At 60.4% G+C, this 22,450-nt stretch carries 16 protein-coding genes and 3 pseudogenes; 13 read left to right on the top strand and 6 right to left on the bottom strand.

Features of this window, described 5'->3' with window-relative positions; translation table 11 throughout:
• The first annotated feature begins 8 nt into the window (after positions 1-8).
• From ACE10Z_RS36055 to ACE10Z_RS36010, 10 genes and pseudogenes are all read left to right on the top strand, one after another.
• Positions 9-1,085 (top strand): ABC transporter permease, encoded by a 1,077-nt coding sequence (locus tag ACE10Z_RS36055; protein WP_375784961.1) that lies wholly within the window; start codon positions 9-11, stop codon positions 1,083-1,085.
• Between the two features lie 2 nt (positions 1,086-1,087).
• Positions 1,088-2,014: an ABC transporter permease gene (locus ACE10Z_RS36050; RefSeq protein ID WP_375784960.1), complete on the top strand. Its 927-nt coding sequence runs from the start codon at positions 1,088-1,090 to the stop codon at positions 2,012-2,014.
• 39 nt (positions 2,015-2,053) lie between these two features.
• Complete coding sequence (locus tag ACE10Z_RS36045; RefSeq protein WP_375784959.1) at positions 2,054-3,568, top strand: ABC transporter ATP-binding protein; 1,515 nt, start codon at positions 2,054-2,056, stop codon at positions 3,566-3,568.
• A 42-nt stretch (positions 3,569-3,610) separates the two neighbouring features.
• Positions 3,611-5,110 (top strand): CoA-acylating methylmalonate-semialdehyde dehydrogenase, encoded by a 1,500-nt coding sequence (locus tag ACE10Z_RS36040; protein ID WP_375784958.1) that lies wholly within the window; start codon positions 3,611-3,613, stop codon positions 5,108-5,110.
• A gap of 1,008 nt (positions 5,111-6,118) precedes the next feature.
• A complete protein-coding gene (locus ACE10Z_RS36035; RefSeq protein ID WP_375784957.1) occupies positions 6,119-8,236 on the top strand; it encodes a prolyl oligopeptidase family protein in 2,118 nt (705 codons plus the stop codon).
• 260 nt (positions 8,237-8,496) lie between these two features.
• A complete protein-coding gene (locus ACE10Z_RS36030) occupies positions 8,497-10,461 on the top strand; it encodes a glycoside hydrolase family 127 protein (RefSeq protein ID WP_375784956.1) in 1,965 nt (654 codons plus the stop codon).
• Positions 10,462-10,746: 285 nt separating this feature from the next.
• Positions 10,747-10,935 (top strand): annotated as a pseudogene (locus ACE10Z_RS36025) (IS21 family transposase); the annotation flags it as partial.
• Positions 10,936-11,104: 169 nt separating this feature from the next.
• On the top strand, positions 11,105-12,625 hold the full coding sequence (locus ACE10Z_RS36020; protein WP_375790006.1) for a S10 family peptidase: 1,521 nt from the start codon (positions 11,105-11,107) through the stop codon (positions 12,623-12,625).
• A gap of 152 nt (positions 12,626-12,777) precedes the next feature.
• Positions 12,778-13,131: pseudogene (locus tag ACE10Z_RS36015) on the top strand (IS256 family transposase); the annotation flags it as partial.
• A gap of 901 nt (positions 13,132-14,032) precedes the next feature.
• Positions 14,033-14,293 carry a hypothetical protein gene (locus ACE10Z_RS36010; protein ID WP_375784955.1) on the top strand — a complete coding sequence of 87 codons (261 nt, stop codon included), beginning with the start codon at positions 14,033-14,035 and terminating at the stop codon, positions 14,291-14,293.
• Between the two features lie 159 nt (positions 14,294-14,452).
• Here ACE10Z_RS36010 and ACE10Z_RS36005 read toward each other — a convergent pair whose 3' ends face one another.
• A complete protein-coding gene (locus ACE10Z_RS36005; protein WP_375784954.1) occupies positions 14,453-16,147 on the bottom strand; it encodes an outer membrane beta-barrel protein in 1,695 nt (564 codons plus the stop codon).
• 70 nt (positions 16,148-16,217) lie between these two features.
• On the opposite strand from ACE10Z_RS36005, the gene ACE10Z_RS36000 reads away from it, so the two are divergent.
• The 3 genes and pseudogenes from ACE10Z_RS36000 to ACE10Z_RS35990 all read left to right on the top strand — a co-directional run bounded on the left by ACE10Z_RS36000 (position 16,218) and on the right by ACE10Z_RS35990 (position 18,924).
• Positions 16,218-16,406: a hypothetical protein gene (locus ACE10Z_RS36000; protein WP_375784953.1), complete on the top strand. Its 189-nt coding sequence runs from the start codon at positions 16,218-16,220 to the stop codon at positions 16,404-16,406.
• Positions 16,407-16,623: 217 nt separating this feature from the next.
• Positions 16,624-17,558: pseudogene (locus tag ACE10Z_RS35995) on the top strand (IS66 family transposase); the annotation flags it as partial.
• 148 nt (positions 17,559-17,706) lie between these two features.
• On the top strand, positions 17,707-18,924 hold the full coding sequence (locus ACE10Z_RS35990; RefSeq protein ID WP_375784951.1) for a hypothetical protein: 1,218 nt from the start codon (positions 17,707-17,709) through the stop codon (positions 18,922-18,924).
• Positions 18,925-19,157: 233 nt separating this feature from the next.
• Here the strand turns inward: ACE10Z_RS35990 and ACE10Z_RS35985 are convergent, their stop codons facing one another.
• The 5 genes from ACE10Z_RS35985 to ACE10Z_RS35965 all read right to left on the bottom strand — a co-directional run bounded on the left by ACE10Z_RS35985 (position 19,158) and on the right by ACE10Z_RS35965 (position 22,083).
• A complete protein-coding gene (locus ACE10Z_RS35985) occupies positions 19,158-19,487 on the bottom strand; it encodes a group II intron maturase-specific domain-containing protein (protein WP_375784950.1) in 330 nt (109 codons plus the stop codon).
• 133 nt (positions 19,488-19,620) lie between these two features.
• Positions 19,621-19,866, bottom strand: a complete 246-nt coding sequence (locus tag ACE10Z_RS35980) for a helix-turn-helix domain-containing protein (protein WP_375784949.1) — start codon at positions 19,864-19,866, stop codon at positions 19,621-19,623.
• A 170-nt stretch (positions 19,867-20,036) separates the two neighbouring features.
• Positions 20,037-20,285 carry a hypothetical protein gene (locus ACE10Z_RS35975; RefSeq protein WP_375784948.1) on the bottom strand — a complete coding sequence of 83 codons (249 nt, stop codon included), beginning with the start codon at positions 20,283-20,285 and terminating at the stop codon, positions 20,037-20,039.
• A 361-nt stretch (positions 20,286-20,646) separates the two neighbouring features.
• Positions 20,647-21,276 (bottom strand): GNAT family N-acetyltransferase, encoded by a 630-nt coding sequence (locus tag ACE10Z_RS35970; protein WP_375784947.1) that lies wholly within the window; start codon positions 21,274-21,276, stop codon positions 20,647-20,649.
• A 588-nt stretch (positions 21,277-21,864) separates the two neighbouring features.
• A complete protein-coding gene (locus tag ACE10Z_RS35965) occupies positions 21,865-22,083 on the bottom strand; it encodes a hypothetical protein (protein WP_375790005.1) in 219 nt (72 codons plus the stop codon).
• Positions 22,084-22,450 lie beyond the last annotated feature (367 nt).

The raw sequence follows: 22,450 nt of genomic DNA, 5'->3' as shown, positions 1-22,450 counted from the left end.
AGGCGACCTTGTCTTCGATCTCGGGAATCGAGTCCGCGCCGTCGAACCCGCCGGGAACCGCAGCCCAGCTCAGCGTGGTCCTGCCCGTCCTGGCGGTGCTGCTTGCATCGGCGGTCTTCGCGGCCTTCGTCGCTTTGTACGGGCAAAACCCTTTCACGGTGTTCGGCCTGATCGTTCAAGGCGGCTTCGGCAGCAGCTTCGCCTGGCAGGATACCTTGTCGCGGGCCGCACCGTTGATCTTGGTAGGCTTGGCCGTTGCCATACCCGCACAGGCAGGGCTGGTGATCATCGGCGGCGAGGGCGCTCTCGTGCTCGGAGGACTTGCAGGGGCCGTCGTGACGTTGCCGTTTGCGGGAGCGCACGCACTTCCGATGCAAGTCATCATGTTGGTCGCCGGCGCTCTGGCCGGAGGACTCTGGTTCGGTCTGGCCAGTGTGCTCCGGCAATACCGGGGTGTGAATGAAACGATCTCGAGCCTGCTCCTGTCCTACATCGGGATCGCGATCTTTCACCATCTGACGGAAGGCCTGCTCCGGGATCCGGCGAGCCTCGACAAGCCGTCGACCCATCCGATCGATCCGTCCTACATGTTGCCCATGTTGCCGGGCGTTGGCGTTCATGCCGGGCTTGCGGTCAGCCTGGCGCTGGCCATCATCGCCCACGTCGTGCTGCGCTACACACGATGGGGCTTTGCGCTGCGTGTGGTCGGCGGCAGTGCAAGGGTCGCGAGGATGGTCGGCCTGGCCGTGAACCGCTGGGTCATCGGTGCGACGTTTGTGGCGGGCGGAATGGCGGGAGTTGCCGGCGCGATCGAAGTGGCGGCCGTGCAGGGGACGGCCAACTCCTCACTCATCGTTGGCTATGGCTACAGCGGAATCCTGGTCGCATTCCTGGCGCGCCACCAGCCGCTCGCGATTGTCGCTGTCGCATTCTTGATCGGCGGCATGCAGGCAAGCGCCAGCCTGCTGCAACGGCGCCTCGAACTTCCCGACGCGACGATGCTGGTGTTTCAGGGCTTGATCTTCGTCTGCGTCCTCGTCGCGGATGCAATTGCACAACAATTGCGAGAAAAGGCACGGAGGTAAGCATGGATCCCACGGCAATCGGCTGGCTCGCACTGCCACTCGCGATCTTGGGCGGAGCGATCCGTGTTTCGACCCCCTTCATCTTCGTCAGCATCGGTGAGCTCATCACCGAAAAATCGGGGCGCATCAATCTGGGTCTCGAGGGCACGCTCATGCTGGGCGCGATGGCGGGATACGGGATCTCGTATCTCTCCGGCTCGCCCTGGCTCGGCGTGCTTGCGGCGGGACTGGCCGGAACCGCCTTCGGGCTGCTGCACGGTCTGCTCTGCAGTGTGAAGCGCGTCAATGATACGGCGATCGGCATCAGCCTCATCGTGCTCGGCACCGGCCTGGCGTTCTTCTTCGGCAAACCCTTGATCGAACCCAAGGCGCCAGCGCTTCCTTCGATATCTCTCGGATTCTGGTCGAGCGTGCCGCAAGTGCGAGCAGGGTTGGACGTGAACGCGCTGTTCTTCGTCGGAATCGCGTTGGCGTTCACGGTCTATGTCTTCCTGAACAGGACCGGCTGGGGACTGATGCTGCGCACCGTCGGCGACAGCGAGGATGCGGCGCGCGCGCTTGGTTTCCCGGTATTGCGGGTGCGCATCCTGGCGACGATGACCGGCGGCTTCCTTGCAGGCATCGGTGGCAGCTTCCTGTCGCTTTCATATCCCGGGAGCTGGAGCGAAGGCCTGTCCAGCGGGCAGGGCATCATGGCGGTGGCGCTCGTCATCTTTGCGCGTTGGCGTTCCATCAACGCCCTCGGCGCATCACTTCTGTTCGGCGGTGCAGGCGCCCTCGGGCCGGCGCTGCAGGGTGTTGGCGTCACCGGCTATTATTACCTGTTCAACGCGGCTCCCTACATCCTGACGCTGGCGATCATGGTGGCCTCGACGTCGCGCGCGGCTCCGTTCGCCGATGCGCCCGGCGAACTCAAGCTGCACCGATGAGAAACGCTGTGACCGGAATACGTCCCTGAGGATCATCCGATGACCGCTCCGCAAGTCGAACTCAAGAACATGACGAAGCGTTTCGGAGCGAATCTCGCTCTGAACAACGTGTCGCTGCTGATCCGGTCGGGCACTGTCCATGCACTGCTCGGGGAGAATGGCGCCGGAAAGAGCACGTTGGTCAAATGCCTCGTGGGTTTCTACCATCCGGATAATGGCCATATCCAGGTCAACGGGCGCGAGCACAGGTTGAACTCGCCGAAGGATGCCGACGCGCTCGGCATCGGCATGGTGTATCAGCATTTCACGCTGGTTCCGTCCATGACGGTCGCGCAGAATCTCGTCGTCAGCGGCGCGAGACTGCCGGCCTACGTCAACTGGCAAAGCGAGCTGAAGCGGCTGGCCGAAGTCACCAAGAAGCTTCCGTTCCACGTCCCGCTCGACGTGCGCGTCTCGCAGCTCTCTGCGGGGGAGAAGCAGAAAGCCGAGATCGTCAAGCAGCTCTATCTCGGGCGCAAGCTTCTCATCCTGGACGAGCCGACGTCCGTACTCACGCCGGCAGAAGCCGATGAGGTGCTCGGCTATGTTCGCAGCCTGACGCGGGCGGGCGAGCTTAGCGCCGTTCTGATCAGCCACAAGTTTCACGAAGTACGCCGATACGCCGACGACGTCACGGTGCTGCGGCGTGGCGCGTCAGTCCGAACCGGAGCGGTCGCGGATCTGTCGGACGATGCCCTGGCCGAAGCAATGATCGGAGAACCCGTCAGCAAGGCCGTGCAGCACGCGCCGAAATTGCCGCCGAAGAGCAAAATTGTCCTTTCCATGAAGCAGGTGTCCGTGAACGGGGACAACGGACTACCGGCCGTGAAGGATCTCTCACTCGAGGTTCGCGAAGGTGAAATTGTGGGAATTGCCGGCGTGTCCGGGAACGGACAGTTGGAGTTGGTCGAGACCTTGATGGGCCAGCGCGATCGCAGCGGTACCATCGCCGTATCCGGCGCCGCCTTCAACGGTACGCGGAAGGAAATTGCCCGCCTCGGCGTCTACGGGTTGCCGCAGGAGCCGCTCAAGAACGCCTGCATTGATCGGATGTCGCTGGCGGAGAACCTTGCCCTGCGCAACTTCGATCGGGCGCCGCTCTGTCGCGGTATCGCGATGAACTACCGAGCGCTCGCGGAGCAGGCCGAGAAGCTTGTGAAGCAATTTCGTGTCAAAGCCCCGGGCTTGACGGCGAGCATGAGCGCGCTATCCGGAGGCAACGTGCAACGGGCGGTCCTGGCGCGAGAACTCACCCAAAACGTCCGATTGCTGATCGCGTCCAATCCAACCTTCGGCCTCGATTTCGTCGCCTGCGAAGAGACATACCGCCGGATCGTCGAGGCACGGAACGGCGGCGCCGCGGTGCTGCTCATCTCGGAGGATCTCGACGAACTGCTTGGCCTGGTCGACAGGATTCTCGTCATGAGCGGGGGGCGCATTGTCCATGAGGTTGCGGCCGATGGCGCCGACAAGCGCGTGATCGGAAAATACATGGCGGGAATGAAAGCGGCCTGACTTAAGGCGCGTATCGGATCGGAACTTACAGGGAGACTGCTCGTGGTCACGCAGATAAATCATTTCATCAATGGCAAGCGGGTGCCAGGCGGTACGGAGCGAAGGTTGCCTGTCTTCAACCCGGCAACGGGCGAGCAGACGGGTTCGGTCGCGGCCGCCAACGCGACCGATGTGGCGGACGCCGTGGCTGCGGCCAGCCGGGCAGCGCAGGGCTGGGCCGATACGACGCCCTTGCGACGGGCGCGCGTGTTGAATCGCTTTCTGCGGATCCTTGATGACCGCGCAGGACAGCTCGCCGACGTGATCGTATCCGAGCACGGTAAGGTTCATTCCGACGCCCTCGGGGAAGTCCAGCGCGGGATGGAGGTGGTCGAGTTTGCGACAGCTGCCCCGCAGTTGCTCAAGGGCGAGCTCACCGAGAATGTCGGGACCCGCGTCGACAGCTATTCCACGCGCCAGCCGCTCGGGGTGGTCGCCGGAATCACGCCCTTCAATTTTCCGGTCATGGTCCCGATGTGGATGTTTCCGGTCGCACTCGCCTGCGGAAACACCTTCATCCTGAAGCCGTCAGAACGTGACCCGTCCGCCTCGCTGGTCATGGCGGAATGGCTGAAGGAAGCCGGCCTGCCGGATGGCGTCTTCAACGTGGTGCAGGGTGACAAGGAGGCCGTCGACGCGCTGCTGCATCATGCAGACGTCTCGGCGGTCAGCTTCGTGGGGTCCACGCCGATCGCGCAGTACATCTATTCGACCGCCGCGAACACCGGGAAGCGTTGCCAGGCGCTCGGCGGCGCCAAGAACCACATGATCGTGATGCCCGATGCCGACATGGATCAGGCGGTCGATGCGCTGATGGGCGCCGCCTACGGCTCCGCCGGCGAACGTTGCATGGCGATCTCTGTTGCCGTACCGGTCGGCGAGAAGACCGCGGATAGGCTGATCGCCGCCCTGGAGCCGAAGGTTCGAGGCCTGAAGGTCGGGCCGGGTACTGATCCCGAGGCCGAGATGGGTCCTCTTGTCACGAAGCAGCATCTGGAGAAGGTTCGCAGCTACATCGATGCGGGCGTCGCGGATGGGGCGAAGCTGCTCGTGGATGGACGCAAGTTCAGGATGCAGGGCTATGAGGGCGGCTTCTTCCTGGGCGGGACCCTGTTCGATCACGTCACCCCGAGCATGAAGATCTACAAGGAGGAGATCTTCGGGCCCGTGCTGTCGGTCGTGCGAGCGCCGGATTATGCGACGGCCGCGCGGCTGATCAATGAGCACGAATTCGGCAACGGAACATCGATCTTCACCCGTGATGGCGATGCCGCGCGTGAATTTGCTCACCAGATCAAGGTCGGCATGGTCGGCATCAACGTTCCAATTCCGGTGCCGATGGCCTTTCACTCCTTCGGTGGATGGAAAGCATCGATCTTCGGCGACCACCACATGCACGGACCGGAAGGTGTTCGCTTCAATACACGAATGAAGACGGTCACCAGCCGCTGGCCAACCGGGATACGAGCCGGGGCCGAATTCGTCATGCCGACCATGGCGTGACGGCGCCCGGATACCGGCGTTTGTCTGTTCTCCCAAACTGCGAGGGCCCTCGGCCCTCGTTTTTTTATAGGCCATTCCACTGGCCGCAGCCTTAAGAGAAATGCTCGATGATGCCGCAGACAGTTGTGCAAGCCCAGTGCAGGCCCGACCTCGATTTTTCTCGAGATTTCTGACATCAAATCCATTCCGGAACGATCGAGCGATCCGGCGTCGTCGCCGATGCGGGCTCGACCCCTTAAGCCCGCGTCAATCGGCCGTTGAGCGGATGCGAAGTCGGCTTTCTCAGGGGCCACATCCGTGGAAGCGGCAGCCGAGGATCAAGTCTCGGCACGCCCTCCGCGGCGATCTCGGTGACCGCCGAGCCCTGGGTTCAAAACTGTTCGCCCGGAATGTATTGGTCAAGCAGAGCACCGGGACAGACAGCACCAAGCCGAGACCGCTGAACATGGCGACCGAGATGACGGCGTCGATGCCGGCGACCGACAAACTCGATCCGCTCGGTCAGAGCCTTGCCTTTTCAGGGGTGCTTCGTGGCGCCGGAAAGATCCTAGCCGGATTCGCCCGGGCGAGGGTGATGAAAGCAAACGTTGCTGATATCAGTGTAGCTCGTACCGCAAGCGCCTCTTTGCGCGGCAAGAATGGTCTCGGCCCCCAGCAACCAAGTTCTCGCCTGATCCAGAGGTATGGACGTTGCGAGCGCGGCCATTTGGGGGCGGGCGGTGTCGCCCAGATGCTCGGTAGTCGTCCCCGGGCAAGGAAAGCCGAGCTCGCAGCGAGATGAAGTTGCCACGGGCAGTTTGGGGTCCAAGCCTTGAGGGTGTGCACGTCGCCAGATGCGTCAGAGCGCGCCCAAGTCAACTACCAGCTTCGGCAATTGATGGAATTGACGGACACATGGCAATCAGCATCAACGGCCGCCACATTAAGGAACTGCGGATGCAATATTTGAAAAGCTTTGGTGCGATGCCGTGTCGGGAGTGCACGTCAATGGCAGCGGTGGAGTGAAGGGTGGTCAAAGCAAGCGCGACGACAAAGTCGCGGGCTGGAAAGCCGACGCTTTCCGCTCCAGACGATGATCCTTATCTGTGGCTGGAACAGATCGAGGGCGCGCGGGCGCTGAAATTTGTCGAACGGCAGAATGGCAAGACGCTGCAGGCGTTTGGGGGCGTGGCATTCGAGCGAGATCGCGACGCGCTGACCTCGATTTATGATCGACCGGACAATATCCCCTCCATCAGCCGGCGCGGCGGCCATCTCTACAATCTCTGGAAGGACGCCAACAATCCACGCGGCCTCTTGCGACGGACCACCTTGAAAGAATTTCGCACGCCGAAGCCATCATGGGAGGTTCTGCTCGACGTCGATCAGCTCGCGGTCAGCGAAGGCGAAGACTGGCTTCTGAAAGCGACGGTCTCGCTGGCCGGGAATCATAGCAGGACGATTTTGAGCCTATCGCGCGGCGGCGCTGATGCCGCCACCTTGCGTGAGTTCGATTACGACGCGAAGACCTTTGTCCGGGATGGCTTCGTCTTGCCGGAGGCCAAGAGCGCGGTTGAATGGCTCGATCCCGATACGCTTTTGCTCTCAAGCTCTTATGGGCAGGGCATGGCGACGACCTCCGGCTATGCGCGTACAGTGAGGCTATGGCGGCGCGGTACGCAGGCGGATCGAGCGCCAGTGATCTTTGACATCGTAGCCGATCATGTCGAAGCCGGCTGCAATGTCGACCAGGCCGTCGTGCCGCCACGGATGTGGTTCGTCGATCATGTGGATACCTTCAATGTTGCCATCTGGCTCGGCGATGCATCCGGCATTACGACGAAGATCGATCTGCCAAGCAACATCCGGATCCACCCCCATCGCGACTGGCTTGCCATCAGACCGCGCGAATCCTGGTCTGTGGCGGGGCAGACCTATGCCGCGGATACGGTGCTCGTCATCTCTTTGGCCGCTTTCCTTGAAGGCAACCGTCAGTTCGAGGTTCTTTTCGAACCAGGCCCACGCCGCGCGCTGCAGGGGCTGTTTTGGAGTGCCGGCAAGCTTGTGCTTTCCATTCTAGACGAACTGCGGCCATTCTTCGAGATCTGCTCGCCATCCAATGAAGGCTGGAGCCGCGCTCAACTGCGCGGGCTTCCCGACATAGGGGTCGTCCACGTCTGGCCCCTTGATAGCGATCCATCCGAAAGCAATGGCGACCTGCTCGTCGACAGCCAAGATCCGCTCACGCCAGCTTCGCTTATGCTCATCGAGAATAACGTCGACAGTCCGACCGTGCTCAAGCAGGCGCCAATGACCTTTACCCCGGATGGGCTTGTGGTCACGCAACACGAGGCCATTTCGATCGATGGCGAGCGCATTCCCTATGTCCAAACCGGTCCGGCCGGCGAGAGCGGCGATGCGCCGGTCCATATGAGCGGCTATGGCGGCTTTGGGATTTCGATGAGGCCGTTTTACAATTCAGCGCTTGGCAAGCTTTGGCTCGAGCGCGGCGGCACCACGGTCCAGGCCAATCTACGCGGCGGCGGCGAGTTCGGCACGCGCTGGCACGATGCCGGCCGGCTGGGGGGCAAGAAATTGTCGCATGACGACTTCGCTGCCGTTGCCGCCGATCTCGTGCGTCGTGGCGTCACGGAGCCGAAGCGGATCGCAGCCCAGGGCGGATCTAACGGCGGTATCCTCATCACCAATATGCTGACGCGCTATCCGGAACGCTTTGGCGCGTTGTTCTGCACGATCCCGCTGATCGACATGCGCCGCTACACCAAGCTTCTGGCAGGCGCAAGCTGGATTGCAGAATATGGGGACCCGGATAAGCTCGAGCACTGGGAATGGCTCAAGACCTATTCCGCGTATCATACCGCCACGCCCGGCCGAAAATACCCGCCGATCCTGATCGCCACTACGCGGCGCGATGATCGTGTTCATCCCGGACACGCGCGCAAGATGGCCGCGAAGCTCCAGGCGATGGGCTACGAGGCCTATTTCTACGAGCCGGCGGCGGGCGGCCATGGTTACGGTCGGGACAACAGGGAGCGGGCCGGCTTCGAGGTGCTGGGATTTCGCTTCCTGAAGAGCAAGATCGGCTGGCTTGACGGCGAGGCCTTAGGCGGGGCCCGGCGCTTGTGATCGCACAAACTCCAGCGCGATTGTTGCATGAGATTTGAGCGGGAGGAGATTGCAAAGAAGCTCGGTTTGACCAGCCCTTTCTGAGCCCCGCGGTATCCTGTGGCATTGAGGGCAGCCTTTCCATTTCTAACGTTTCAATGTTCGCGTGGAAAATATGATTGCGCAGCCGTCAATTTCGAGGCGGCAATCGCAACAACGCGATCAGGGCGCGCTGGCTTGTCTGAGCCAGGCGCCCGTTCGCCACACACGAAGGAGACGAGATGAAGCAGCGGGATGTGGCCGAAGTCAATCTTCACGACCTACAGGTATCGGATCCGCTGATTGGGAAATGCCAGCAATTGGTGAGGGACGTGGCGATTCCCTATCAATGGGACGCGCTGAACGACCGCAATCCCGAAGCGACACCGAGCCACGCGGTAGAAAACTTCCGTATTGCCGCCGGACGTGCGAAGGGGGAGTTCTACGGCACGGTTTTTCAGGACAGTGATGTCGCAAAATGGCTGGAGGCGGTTGCTTGGTCGCTGTGCCAGACACCCAATCCGGACATGGAGAAAGCCGCCGATGAGCTGATTGAATTGATTGCGGAATCCCAATGCGGCGACGGCTATCTCAACACTTATTTCATGCTAGAGGCGCCTCAGGAGCGCTGGAGCAACCTAGCGGAGTGTCACGAGCTTTACTGTGCCGGCCACTTGATTGAGGCCGGCATCGCTTTCTTTCTGGCTACCGGCAAACGACGCCTGCTGGAGGTCGTTTGCAGACTTGCTGACCACATCGGCACAGTTTTCGGCCCGGAGCGCGATCAGGTCCACGGCTATGATGGCCATCCAGAAATTGAACTTGCATTGACGCGCCTCTACGAAGTGACACAGGAGCAGCGATATCTGACGCTAGCCAATTATTTCGTGGAGCAACGCGGGACAGAGCCGCACTTCTATGACATTGAATACGAGAAACGCCAGCAATCATGCCACGTCAGTTCAAATGGCGCGCCCTGGACGGTGAAGAATAAAGCCTATAGCCAGGCGCACCTGCCAATCTCGGAACAGCGGACCGCAACCGGTCATGCGGTTCGGTTTGTATACCTCATGACTGGGCTCGCTCATCTCGCGCGTCTTCGTCAGAACGAGCAGCAACGCCAGGCTTGCCTGCGGCTATGGCAAAACATGGTGCAGCGTCAGATCTATATCACCGGGGGGATCGGCTCGCAAAGCTTCGGCGAAGCGTTCAGCAGCGATTACGATCTGCCGAACGATACTGCGTACGCGGAAAGTTGCGCGTCGATTGGCCTGATGATGTTCGCACGCCGTATGCTGGAGATGGAAGTGGACAGTCGCTATGCCGACGTGATGGAGCGCGCGTTGTACAATACGGTCCTGGGCAGTATCGCTTTCGATGGGCGTCACTATTTCTATGTTAACCCGCTCGAAGTTCATCCCCAAACGCTCAGCTCCAATGGCATCTACGATCATGTCAGGCCGGTGCGGCAACCCTGGTTTGGCTGCGCGTGCTGTCCGCCGAACATTGCACGCCTTTTCACATCAATTGGCCATTACATCTATACGCCATGCTCCGACGCGCTCTATATCAATCTCTACATTGGCAATAGCGCGGCGGTATCGGTTGGCGGGCATACGCTGCGGTTGCTCATGAGCGGCAACTATCCTTGGAAGGACGAGGTGGAAATCGCCGTGGAATCTGCACAGCCGGTCGCCCACACGCTCGCGCTGCGCTTGCCGGAATGGTGCAGCGCGCCGGAGGCGACCCTAAACGGCGAACCTGTCCATTACGAGTCGCGCAAGGGCTATTTGCATATTCGCCGCACGTGGCGGCAGGGAGATCGGGTCAAACTATCGCTGCCGATGCAAGTGCGCCGCGTATACGGTCATCCGCAACTTCGCAATTTGGCCGGGAAGGTGGCTATCCAGCGCGGCCCTTTGATATATTGTCTGGAAGAAATCGACAATGGGACCGAGTTACACAACCTTTGGCTTCCTGCAGAAAGCCGGTTTTCGCTTATCGAAGGTACTGGTCCCTTTAGCGACAAGATTTTGCTGCAGGCTGATGGGGCCCGGTTGCAACACACGCGCTTTGAAGAAGGAGCCCTTTATCAGTACGACAAAGTGCCCGGACAGCTGCAACCACAGCGGTTGACATTCATTCCGTGGTTCAGCTGGGCCAACCGCGGCGAAGGCGAAATGCGGATTTGGATTAATGAGCGTTGACGCGAACGCCTGAGTGGTGCGTCAAGTTTGGCCGTGACGATGCCGTGTCATCCAGCGTTCCGGCGATCGTCAGCTGATTGAGACGGCGCAGCCAGAAAAGTCGGCGCATGGCTGGCCGGAGGTTGAGACCCTGACGACACGCTTGCGCCTGCCAACTCCACGCATCACTCGCACATGGGCGCAGGCACGGATATGACGCGGGTTGCCCTCGGGAAGGGCCGGTGCGGGAAAGCCGCCCGCCCGGATCTGTTACCGCAAAGCCGAATGGCCGAGCTACTCGACCACGATCGCATCTACCGGACAAGCACCTGCGCGCGACCGTCGAGCGGCTGTTTGAACAGGCATTCGCGCAGATTGAAACGACGCCACCACCGACATCGCAACTCATCCAGGGTCATCCGTTGATCCGTCACCTCCGAGGAATGCGGCGATCTCTTCAGCCGCGCTGTGCGGCGCAATGCCGCCAATCGGGGCGATTGTCGCGATGGTGGCATATGATCGGCATCCGGCGATGGTGACGACTACTGGATCTAGTAGGTTTGTTGTTCCCCGGCATGAGCTAGTGAGCAGAGCCGTTTTCAGACACGCCTCGCGCACCAAAAGTGCGCGCCGGGACAGGAGAAACTTGATGCAGTTGACCGCGATGCGCCGCACCTCTCTTGCGCTGATCCTGTTTGCCTGTGGGATGATGGGGAGCGCGCGGGCCGACGATCCGCCGCCGCGCGCCCAGGCCACGGCGCCGGCCGGCCAGAAGGGCGGCGGCCAAGCGCCGAGTACGCCGTCGGTGGCCGAGCAGCATCGCCTGCCGCCGGACTGCAGCACCAGGCAAAGGCTTGATCTCCCTGGGCGGACGCTCTCTTTCATCGCGACGGCCGGCTCCATCCGGCTGTTCGACGACAAGGGGGAGCCGGAGGCCGACATCGTCTATACCTCCTATCAGCTTGACGGCACCGATCGCGGCACGCGCCCGGTCACGTTCTTCTTCAACGGCGGACCGGGCTCATCATCGGCCTGGCTGCAGCTCGGCAATGCCGGGCCGTGGCGGCTGCCGATCAATGCTGACGAGGTCACGCCGTCCACATTTCCGGAGGCGAGGCCAAACGCGGAGACTTGGCTCGATTTCACCGATTTGGTGTTTCTCGACCCCGTAGGCACCGGCTATAGCCGTTTCGTGAGGACCGGCGATGATGTGCGCAAGCGGCTCTATTCCGTTGAGGGCGACGTCAACGCGCTCGCGCTGGTGGTCCGCCGCTGGCTCGAAAAGCATGACCGGCTATTGTCGCCGAAATACATCGCGGGTGAAAGCTATGGCGGCATTCGTGGACCAAAGCTTGTCCACCAGTTGCAGATGCGGCAGGGCATAGGCGTCAAGGGCCTGATCATGGTCTCGCCGCTGTTCGACTACAGCCAGCACGGTGGCACGAGCCTGCTGCAATACGTTGCAAGGCTGCCAAGCTATGTCGCGACCCTGCGTGAAGCCGAGGGTCCGGTAAAGCGATCCGATCTCGCTGACGTGGAAGCTTATGCACGCGGCGAGTTTCTGGTCGACCTCATCAAAGGCCAGGCAGACAAGGAAGCGACCACGCGTCTGGCCGACAAGATCGCGGCGCTGACCGGCATCGACCAGGCGGTGAGTCGCAGGCTCGCGGGCCGCATCGATCTTGCCATGTTTCGCCGTGAGTTCGACCGTAAGAACGGCAAGTTAATCGGTAATTATGACTCCTCGGTGCGTGGCCTCGATCCCTATCCGGACTCCGGTTTCGACCTTTCCAGCGATCCCTCGGCCGATAGGCTGCTGGCGCCTCTGACCAGCGCCACTGTCGATCTCCTTACGCGCAAGCTAAACTGGCGGCCGGACGGCTCCTATGAACTAATCAACTACACGGTCGAGCAGGCTTGGGATTTCGGCCGCGAGCTTCCGGAGTCGCTTTCGGAGCTGCGACATATTCTCGCAACGGACGCGAAGATGAAATTGCTAGTCGGTCACGGCCTGTTTGACCTCGTCACGCCTTATCTCGGATCCCAGATCGCGCTCGACCAATTGCCGCCATTTGTCTCAGCACCGCGCGTCAAACTTGTAGTCTTTCCGGGCGGCCACATGTTCTATTCACGCGACGCCTCGCGCCAAGCTTTTCGTGCAGAGGTCGAAGCGACGATGAATTAACGCGAACGCCGAACTTGTACCGATCTCAAAATTGAAAGCCGTCGTCGATCGACAATGAAAAGCGCGAGCTATCGCTGAAGTTGGCGACGGCGGGAATCGGGAAGGCGGCATATCTTGGGGTGTTTGACGCCTCCACTTCTCCACCGAGCGATATGCTTCAAAGATAAAATCATCCTCACCGAAATCTTGCGCAATGGGGCGCGTGCTCTGTTGGCCCAGGCGGTCGAGGCCGAGGTCGCAGACGTTCTCGGCGCGCATGCCGATTTGAAGACCGCGTAGGCCACCAGCGCGTCGTGCGCCACGGTCACCTGCCGGAGCGCGAGGTGATGACCGGTATCGGTCCGGTCGCCGTCCGCTAGCCGCGTGTACGCGATCGCGATCTGAAGCGGCGCGGGCTCGGCATGCCGCCGCGGCTCGCCATCGCCGATGGCGCACTCGGGTTCTGGAAGGCCGCCGGTGAGGTCTGGCCGAAAACGCGCGAGCAGCGCTGCTGGGTGCACAAGACCGGGGCAGATCGTAACGACACTCCTGCCGGAGCATATTGATCGGTAGTTCGGGGTCTGAAGCTAACTCTTCACACGATAACGCATCGTGCAACGACGTTGCGAGTTTGACGGCCGGATGGTCGCGCGGTACCATCCGATTCTTGCGGCAGAGTTTTTGCTGAATATCCCGCGCCGCCGACTTTGCCGCGAAACGTCAGATTTCCGCGACATTCAAGCGCGCGACGCTGGAGGGCGCTTCATGGTCAAAAGCTCCGTCACATCATGCCGATCATTTGTGGATGAGATCGCAACTGTCAGGAATTTATCGTCCGGGTGTGTTTGGGCTCGCGTGCGGCACACAACGCCCAGGTGTTTGAGTTTAAAACCCTGCGCTTGCGACGGCGTCGGCGTTTCCACCGTAGTTCGGCCCCCGCTAGGTCTTAGTTGGGAAGCTCTGCACGAGCTTGCTCCTGCCGGGTCCGAAGCATACCGGCGGTCCTCGCCCGCCTGAAACGCCCTTGCGCACTTCTCGAACCGCCGAATACCTACTTCACGGAAATTGCGAGCGGAGGAAGTTTGTCGGAGCGCCTGCGTCCAGGATTTGAACCTATGTTGGGACCTTTTCGAGCTGGCGACAAATAGCGCACGAACGGCGGCTTTGAGCGGACTATCGGGAACTAACGTTGCGAGTTAGGCTGCTCTCCAATAAGAAAACAGGACCTGCGACATAGTGGGTTTCGCGATGTAGCGGACCCCTGACTCGAACCCCGACACCTCACAGCGGCTCAGGGGTTCCGACACGTTGGGGAGCAGGCGCGCCGCGCTGCAGCATTCTGTTCTTGCAAACTGACCGTCTCCACCTCGCGCCTTTTGACGATCAGGGCTATTCTTTGCTCACCTGATCGTGGTTCCGGCGAACCGCATGAAGCTTGGCTCCGTTGCCGGTTTCCCGCCAGAGATTAGGCGCGCAGCATTTGTTGGTGATCAAATGACGCATGGTGGCCAAAAGGGTTTCGGCATGACCAAGCACGGCCGATCGGGGCACGCGACCCGATCGCCCCGTTTCCGTTTCCTGCAGAAGCTCGAGGCACAGAAGAACGATCGCAAGGATCGCTCCCGGATCAAAGACCCGAAACGGTCCATCGACGAACTATTTCATTCCCGGAAGCCAACGCGAACCTGACGGACTAATCGTCAACTGACCATGCCGAGAACGCGCAACAACAAGGCTAGCTCCTTGAACTAGGAGTGAACCCCGACAGCCCCGCCTCGATACGCCGCCTATCCCAATCCGTCATCACCCAAGTTTCCCCTGATAGCTCCCTTGGCTGTGGTAGGCCTCTCAATCGAACTTGTAGGACGCCTGAAAGAACGTACCCCAGCGCTCCATGCTGTACTTCGCAAAACCGGTCGGTACGCAGCCGCTGCTGCTGCAGTCAGACTCGCCACCCCTTTTGGTCCACATGGCCCAATAGCGGCCACCGACGCCGACGCTGATGTTCTTGGTGATGAAGTAGGACAAGACACCTTCAACCTGAACGCCGCCACCATTGCCGTGTTGTTCAGTGAAGGTGGTCTCCGGGCGCAAGAGATGATGGTCACGCCCCCTGAAATCGGTCCAAGGCAGGTAAGCGACATCCGCGCTCAAACGCCAACGCTCGGTGAGCATGGTTTCGGCGCTTAGGCCGATACGAGGTGCATTCCATTGAGTATCCTGGCTGCCAACGATTTGATCAGCGGCCGCCGGGCATGGAAACATGGGGTTGGCAATCTGCATGCATCCGATCGTGTCGGAGCTCTGCGCGTAATAGGTCCAACCCATGAATCCTCCGACCTTGTAGGTGGCGCCGCGCAGGAAATCGTAACCCAGGTCCGCCGTGTAATACGTGAACCTTCCGTTTGCTTGGCCTGATATGGTGTTGACATAGGAGAATTGTTCCCCAATGCCCCAATCTTCATCGTTTATTTTTCCCTTGTTGAAGCGCCCGGTGCCAATATTGCTCTTCAAGAACGCTCCCCAGGGGCTGTCAAGACGGCCAAATAACTCCCCGGAAAATCCGTCAAGTCCGTGATAAGTGAGCCTCGAGATGAGAATGCTGGGGTCTTCGAGGCTGCCATAGGGCACTGCGCTGTGGTCCCATTGAAACCTTCCGCGGCTGAGCCAGAGCCGCGAGCCGCCTTCGAACGACCAAGCGGGCGTGTAAGCAATCGGCGGCGCACCGGCGGGCGCTTTCGCGTACAGCGGCGCGTCGCCCCATTGCGCCGTCCAGGGGTCGGCACCAAAATGGTAGTTCAACCCGATCTTTCCGATGTGATAGTTGCTAGACAGGCTGGTTGTGTTCGCTGGCAGAATTGCAAACGGTGGAAACTGCACGGTCGGAGGGGTCTCGACCCTCGGGCCGCCGAAATGCAGGTAGTCATACTCAGCTTTGACGGACCATGCAGGCGTAAGCGCCTGCTCGACGCCCAGCCCGACGATGCCACCGACACGACCATAAGCAAAATCGGTTTTCTCCTGTAGCGACCACCGGCCAAACTCATGGTTATTGACGACGTCGCCTTGATTGTTCTGCCAAGCGACGCCTCCCTTGACGTAGGCCAGGGTGTGGCCCTGCGGGCCAAAAGCGTAACCGACCCGACCGGTACCGCTGGCAAAGACGTTGGGACTTGCCTTGCAGTTCGCGCTCACAACAAAGCCGGAGGCAGCGAGGCAGGTATTCGTGCCGTCGGAGACAGCACCGCTGGCATCCAATTCGAGGCCAAACACCCAGCTATTCTTCTGCCAATTGTAGCCGATCTGCCCACCCGCCAGGAACACAGGGGTATCGACGACGTCGCCATAGATTGACGAGCCGTAGGAATTACTGAAGGACGTCCGGCCATAACCACCGCCGAGGTGCCCTCCAATATATCCTCCGGACCAGCCCCACACAGTCGGTGGCAGTTGCACTGCTGGCTCAAGGTCTGCCGAATTGGCCGCACCGCATGCGACGAGCGCAATTGTTGTGGCTCCCCAAAAAAGAAGTCCAGATCGCATCAAATACTCCGCTGCATTTCCCCATCCACAACCGAGCGCCTTCGCGCTGGCATCGGTGATGGTGCCGCGAATGAAGCAAGCAGCATGCCGCTTAAAAGAGGCTTTCCAGGCGCAAGGTACGCGTCAAATTTGCGACATTGGGCTCAAACCCGACATCGCGCTGTTAGCGTTCGACAGTAATGTTGCGAAACGCGAAGCCGCCATTCTCGCTGCAACACGAGAAGGAGACTCTGTTGGTCTGAACAGAATTGCGAGTTAGCTGTCGAGTCTCACGTGAAGCGTTCGAATCCAGTGGACATTATCAATACGAGCCATGCCGGCCTGGACGCTGGATCCTTCTATCTGCCGAGGGAAGACACTCGGCACGCTGCGCTGTTGAAATCCGCCTCGCGGGAAAACATCTGACGAGCGATCATTCAGGCAACGCGGCACGCAGAGGAGACGCTCGTCATCAGCCTCGTCTGGCTTGTCATGATTACCCACGCGACAAGGTCGAACTCGACCGCCAGTTGATGGCGCAATGGATGGGCAAGCTCGGCTTCGAGCTGGAGATCGTGGCCGACTACGTCTTCAGCGAGGTCAAGAAGGCCGAACGGGTCTTTGCCGACGAAACCACCTTGCCGATGCTCGCTCCCGGCTCCGGATCGACGAAAACGGCCTACTTATGGGCCTATGCCAGAGATGACCGAACCTTTGGCCGCAGCGGTCCCCCGATGGTGGCTTATCGCTTCGAAGACAGCCGCTCCGGCGAATGCGCGGTCCGCCATCTCAATGGTTATCGGGGCATCCTGCAAGTGGATGGCTATGCTGCCTATAACAAGTTGGCGCGCCCCGATTGCGGCAATGATGGCATCACATTGGCTGGCTGCTGGTCACACAGCAGACGCAAGTTCTACGAGCTGCATGTTGCAGGGAGCTCGAAAGTGGCAACGACGACGGTCGAGCGGATGGCAAGGCTCTGGCAGGTCGAGAAGACCGTGCGCGGGCAAAGCCCCGACGCTCGCGTTGCCGCGCGTCAGCAAGCCTCCGCGGCGGTCGTCGCAGATCTCTTCGACCTCTGGCAGCAGACTTTGCGGCGGACCTCCGGCAAATCAAAACGGCTGAGGCGATCCGCTATGCCGTCTCGCGCCGTGCCATCTTCGAACGCTTCCTCACCGATGGCCGCATTGAGCTCGACTCCAACATTGTCGAACCGGCCATCAGGCCACAAACAATAACGAGAAAGAATGGCCTCTTTGCGGGCAGCGACGGCGGCGGACGAACCTGGGCAACCATCGCAACGCTGCTGCAGACAGCGAAAATGAACAACGTCGATCCATTCGCTTGGCCCCGCCTAACACTTCAGCGCATCGCCAGCGGCTGGCCGAGCAGCGAAATCGACGCGCTTATGCCATGGGACCACGCCGCCTGACGGCCTCAGCTTGCTTTGAATTACCCACATCTGCCGCCTCAAGGCCGACACCGCTTTTGTCATCGAGGTTGTCAGCATCTTGTAAGCTAAGCCCCACAATCTACCGTAATCAAAACCGGCTGTGGCGGTTCTCAACGGGAGACGAGGCATGGATTCTATCGATCGAGCTTTGGTTGCACGCACTGTGCCAACAATCATCGAAGAGGGAGAAATCCGGCGTTCGAGTACGGAAGCTTCCCCACCAGCCGATCCAACGGACTCTCGCCAGCAGCCAAGCGCGCTGAGAATGGTCGAATCATCCAACGGGGGGGACAATTCGCTGGGCAGTATGTCCGGGGAATTCCGCGCAGTGCTGGCCGGGGTACAGGAGCGTCTCCCGTATTCTCGCATGAATCGCCCCTATCGTGAGTCCGCGTTGCGTGACGGTCCTCGCTTTGTGCGCAACCCCTCGCCGGGCCGCGCTAGCGACAGCTCTGAGGGGATTCTCGACCGCAACGCCGTTTTAGACTCCTCGGGCGGTTTTGCCTCAGAGGCTGATATTAACGATTATCGCCAGTGGTGTGCTGAGCGGTTGGCCAGCAGTAGCCTGGGAGCCAATCCACTGGCCTTGTCCGTTGCTTCGGCGGAGCGGTCTCCGCTTGCGTTGCCTAACGATGCTCGCCTTGTGCCGCATGATGGGGCCCGTGAACCGACCACCCCGGGTCAGCAAACCGCTTCATCGCCTTCCATCGCGCCTGTGCGTCATCACCAGGCCCACGCCTTGGGGCGTCGAAGCGACACCGTCGACACTTTCGAGAACTACATTGAGAGCCAAGACGACACTAGCGACAGCTTGAGTTTCACTGCTTCAGAGGAGAACCTGCGTCGCCAGCGCACCCTCCTCGAGTTGGCTCGACTAGAGCCCTCCCGTGACAGAGTACGCAGCGACGACTCAACGCTGCGCGAATTCGCCCACGCATTCGCGCTTCAGCGCGGCCAGCGAGCTGGGCCGTCTGTCGTGGGTCCGGCCCGCGAGCCCGGCTTTCAGAATCAGGAAGCCGCCGGGCCCTCGTCTTCCGCCGAGCCTTTACGCCATCGCCAGCGACTGGATCGCGCAGCAACAGGACCAATCAATAACTCCGGGCATCTGGATTTCGGGCATGTTGTCGGCCCGAACTGGGTCCATCGTGATCAACCGGCCCCCGATCTTCTGATTCTTCAGTTAGATCAGCAGGGCTTACTGCCGAGTTCGAGCGAGCCGCAGACGAGCATCGACATCTATAGCGTGCCCTATACAGTTGTGCGGGGTCCGGGAGGACCACGGGACATTCGCCTCTTCCGTAACCGGTATGTTCCGCCGCCGCAATCTCGTATCGCCACGCCGTGAGCAGGTGCGGATTCCAATGATCGCGCGCAGTTATTGATCGGGATAGGGGGAGCCTAGCAGCTCCGCCCCTCCCACACTACCGTGCGAACGGGTCCGTACACGGCGGTTCGAGAAGTTGCGCTAACACGATCGGAACAATGATGTCAGGCCGAGCAATTTGAAGTATGCATTTGAGAGCCCAGTAGAGAGCGGGCGAGATACCAAGGACCGCGGCCGCTGCCGGCCGTGTTCCTTCAGCCCACTCTGAAACCCCATTTGCGATGAGTGCTGCGCGGCGGCGCCGTGAAGTTTTCCATGGCGCCACAGAGCGGCCCGCAGCGCAGTCGGACCCAGCGAGTGAGGGCTATCAGCACCTCGGGCGTTTCGCAGCAGCCGAAATAGCCGCGCCAGCCCCGCATATAGGTGGCCAGTTCTTCCATTGTCGTCTTGATGCTGACGCCCTTTGCCTTTCGCGTGATCTCCCGGATTCGCTGTTTGAAGCGTTCCAGAGATTTCGGCGCGATAGTGCGCAGCGGTGAAGCTGAACCCGAGAAACTTCCGCTCCTGCGGTCGTGCCACCGCACTCTTCGGCTCGTTTACGTTGAGCTTAAGCTTTTGTGAGATGAAGCGCGAGATGCTCTCCGTCACCCGCTGACCCGCGCGTTCGCTGCGAACGTAGATGTTACAGTCGTCCGCAATCAGCTGCGCGCGCCCTATTCAGTTGAAGCCGACACTAGCCCATAGTCGGTTCTGCAGTGCCCGCCGATCGATGATGAGATCGTTGTCGGTGACGTCGTCGGGCAACGGCCAGGTCAGCCCCGCCGCCTCGAACCGGCGGATCGTCAACCGCACCGTCGAAGGCGCCGTTCCGACCCGCCGCGCTATCTCGCGGGTCGGGATCCCGGCCGACTTCAATCTGATCGCATCGCGCACATGGCGCATCGCAAGCCTCTCTGTCGGCATCCAGGTGCACCTTCGCAAAGCCGAAAGGCGGGACCGTATCGGAGCCAGAAGAAGCCTCATCATCCCGGGCGACATCATCCCGGAATGGTGGGCGAGATCATCTCGGAATGATGGGCGACATCGAGCGGAATCAGCATTTGCGTAAGCGCTTAGCCGCACTCAGCTTGCCGCTAACGTTGAAGTTGCGGGATCCAGGGGAAATTGACGTCGGTCCGCGCGTGCAGGCTGGCGAAGCCGATATCCGAGTGTGCGCTCAGCACATCGCTTGTTCCATTGCCCGGGCGGAAATCGAGGTCGATGATGGCCGGCCTGTGGAGCCCCGACGCGCGCAGGCTCAGGGCCGCGACAGGAGCGTTGCTGAGCAGGCAGTACCCGCCCATGAAGCTGCGCGCCCCGCGTGATGCCCGGGCGGCCGACACAGTGCGTAGCTCACCGGACTTCGCTTAGAGGCGATTGTGGTCGCGGCTGCGAAGCCGGTAGCGGCAAAAAAAGCGCGCGCTGATAGCTTCTGCGTCGACGGATGTGTTCTGCGGCACACCGGCCGCTGCATATCGTCTGGCAAGCTCGGTGATTTCGGGCTGTTGTGGATGTTGGCCCGAGCCGGAGCGCCTCGTTTTTCAGAGGGCGAGATAGACTGAACACCGGGCGAGCTGTGCAATCCCGTCCGGATCTCGTTGATTCAGTCCTGCACTTCCCTTGAAGACTTAATTGAACCCGACGCATCGGCAATGAGGCCCCCATTGCCGGAGGAGGCCGATGCCAGGTGTACGGTTAGCCAGGTCACAGAAGCCTCCTTCGTCGCCTTTCTCCCGCAGGTGTGAAGCCCATGCTTTCATAGAATGCGACCAACCTCTCCGCGCCGGGGTGGCCGGCCAAGGGAAGAGACACCTCGATCATGGGCCATCCCCGCGCTCGCGCCTCGCGGTCCACGGCGGCCAGAAGCCATCTCCCATGTTGAGCCGAGCGATAGCGCGGATCGACCCAGAGCTCCTGCAGAACGCCATAATGGCCTGAAGCCCTGACCGCGGAGACCTGGGAGACGACGGCAATGCCGATCACTTCAGCAGCCGGCACATTCTCCATTATCAAGGCGAAGCCGAGGCGCGAGTCCGTAGCCATTTGCCCAGCAACGCCGGCCGCGACCTGTAGCTCGAATTGCGGCCCCGGTCCTCCGAGCTCGGTGAGAAGTGCCTGCACACACTTAGCAATAGTGTCCCGATCCTGGAATCTCGCCAGGCGAACACGATGCGCGGAATCGGGTACCATTGTCTCGCTCGCTTCATTATCTGCGCCGTGGATCACCAGGGCATGATCCGGGTCGCGTGTTACGGCCTCGGCAATTGCACGGATCGGCTCGCGCGCCATGAGGAGGATCTTGTCGAACTCCGCATTGGGGTCGGACAACACCACGATGGCGCCGCCGCAACTGATGCTCTGGTTTCCTGATCCCGGCGAGAGAACAATGCGGTCGTGAGGGATTTTGCGAATTTCCTCCGCGGCACAGCGATATCCAAGACGATGGCTTCTTTACCATTTACCTCGCCAACCATCTGGGCGATGTTAAACGTAAAGGAGCCGAAGTTGTCGATCAAATCACCGATTGCTCAAAGCTTGTCTCGCTTGCTGCCATCATTCCCTGCTGCGAACGGTCGCGTTTGATCAGCCCACATTCGTCAAGCTGCAGGTGGCATGTTTCCGTCGTTTAAAACGCTGCTAATTTTGGTAGTTGACTGAACGTATGTTGCTGCATCTCGCTGACGAGAAGTGATCCGAGGACAATCATGATGGCGCTCCCGTGAAATGAAGGTCAAACGGGCCATCTTCCACCACCACGGCGTAGTGGAGAGTATTGCCGGCATCGTCAGGATGTCACTCTCTCGCGTTCGATCCTCAGAATAGGACGACATCCTTGAATACCCGCGCTTCTCGTGCTGTTGGTTGGGGGTATTTGCTTCAAGCCTTACGACTCCTGTGGCGAGATTGTTGCAAGGAGCGATGCTAAATTGATCCAGCGAAGTCTGACGACGGCTGGCTCGGCCCTCCCATTTTAGATCCACGACATCCATTCAAAGCGCAAAAATATCCCTCAAGCTCGACGACCGCTCGCTGCTCCCACTCCTCAGCCTGCGTCAGCAGCGAGATTCGTTGAACCGGACGGAATGTCGCGGCCTGACGGCACAGCGACGCTATTGCTCGGTAGCGACGCACGTTTTCCATAACAGCCAGCCCGGTCACGTTCGAATCTCCTCTTTCCATTCCGGCTGCAAGTTGTGCCAGAACGATTGTCGATTGGTTAGCGACCAGATCGGTCATCCTGCATGGTTGGTAAATCCTTACAACGCGTCGTTGTCAAACAGCAGCCAGCGGGATGGCGATGGCAAAAATCAGACCAACGACAAGGACCCACGATGAGACGCTTCTTGTTTCTCTGCTCAAGATTGCGAGAATGCGAAGCGGTGTTCAGTCGAAGAACCACGTAGCTACGATTGGCCTTCATGACGTCCGGCGGGAAGCTGCATGTCTTGCGCTGCCATCCCAGGGGTCAAGTGCTTGTCCGACACGGAAGGTGAGGCGATGCTCGGGC

This window comes from Bradyrhizobium sp. Pha-3, assembly GCF_042258615.1.
In the GTDB taxonomy this organism is placed as follows: Bacteria; Pseudomonadota; Alphaproteobacteria; order Rhizobiales; family Xanthobacteraceae; genus Bradyrhizobium.
The sequence above is the reverse complement of the archived record's forward strand: the minus strand, read 5'-3'. Positions and strand labels throughout refer to the sequence as shown.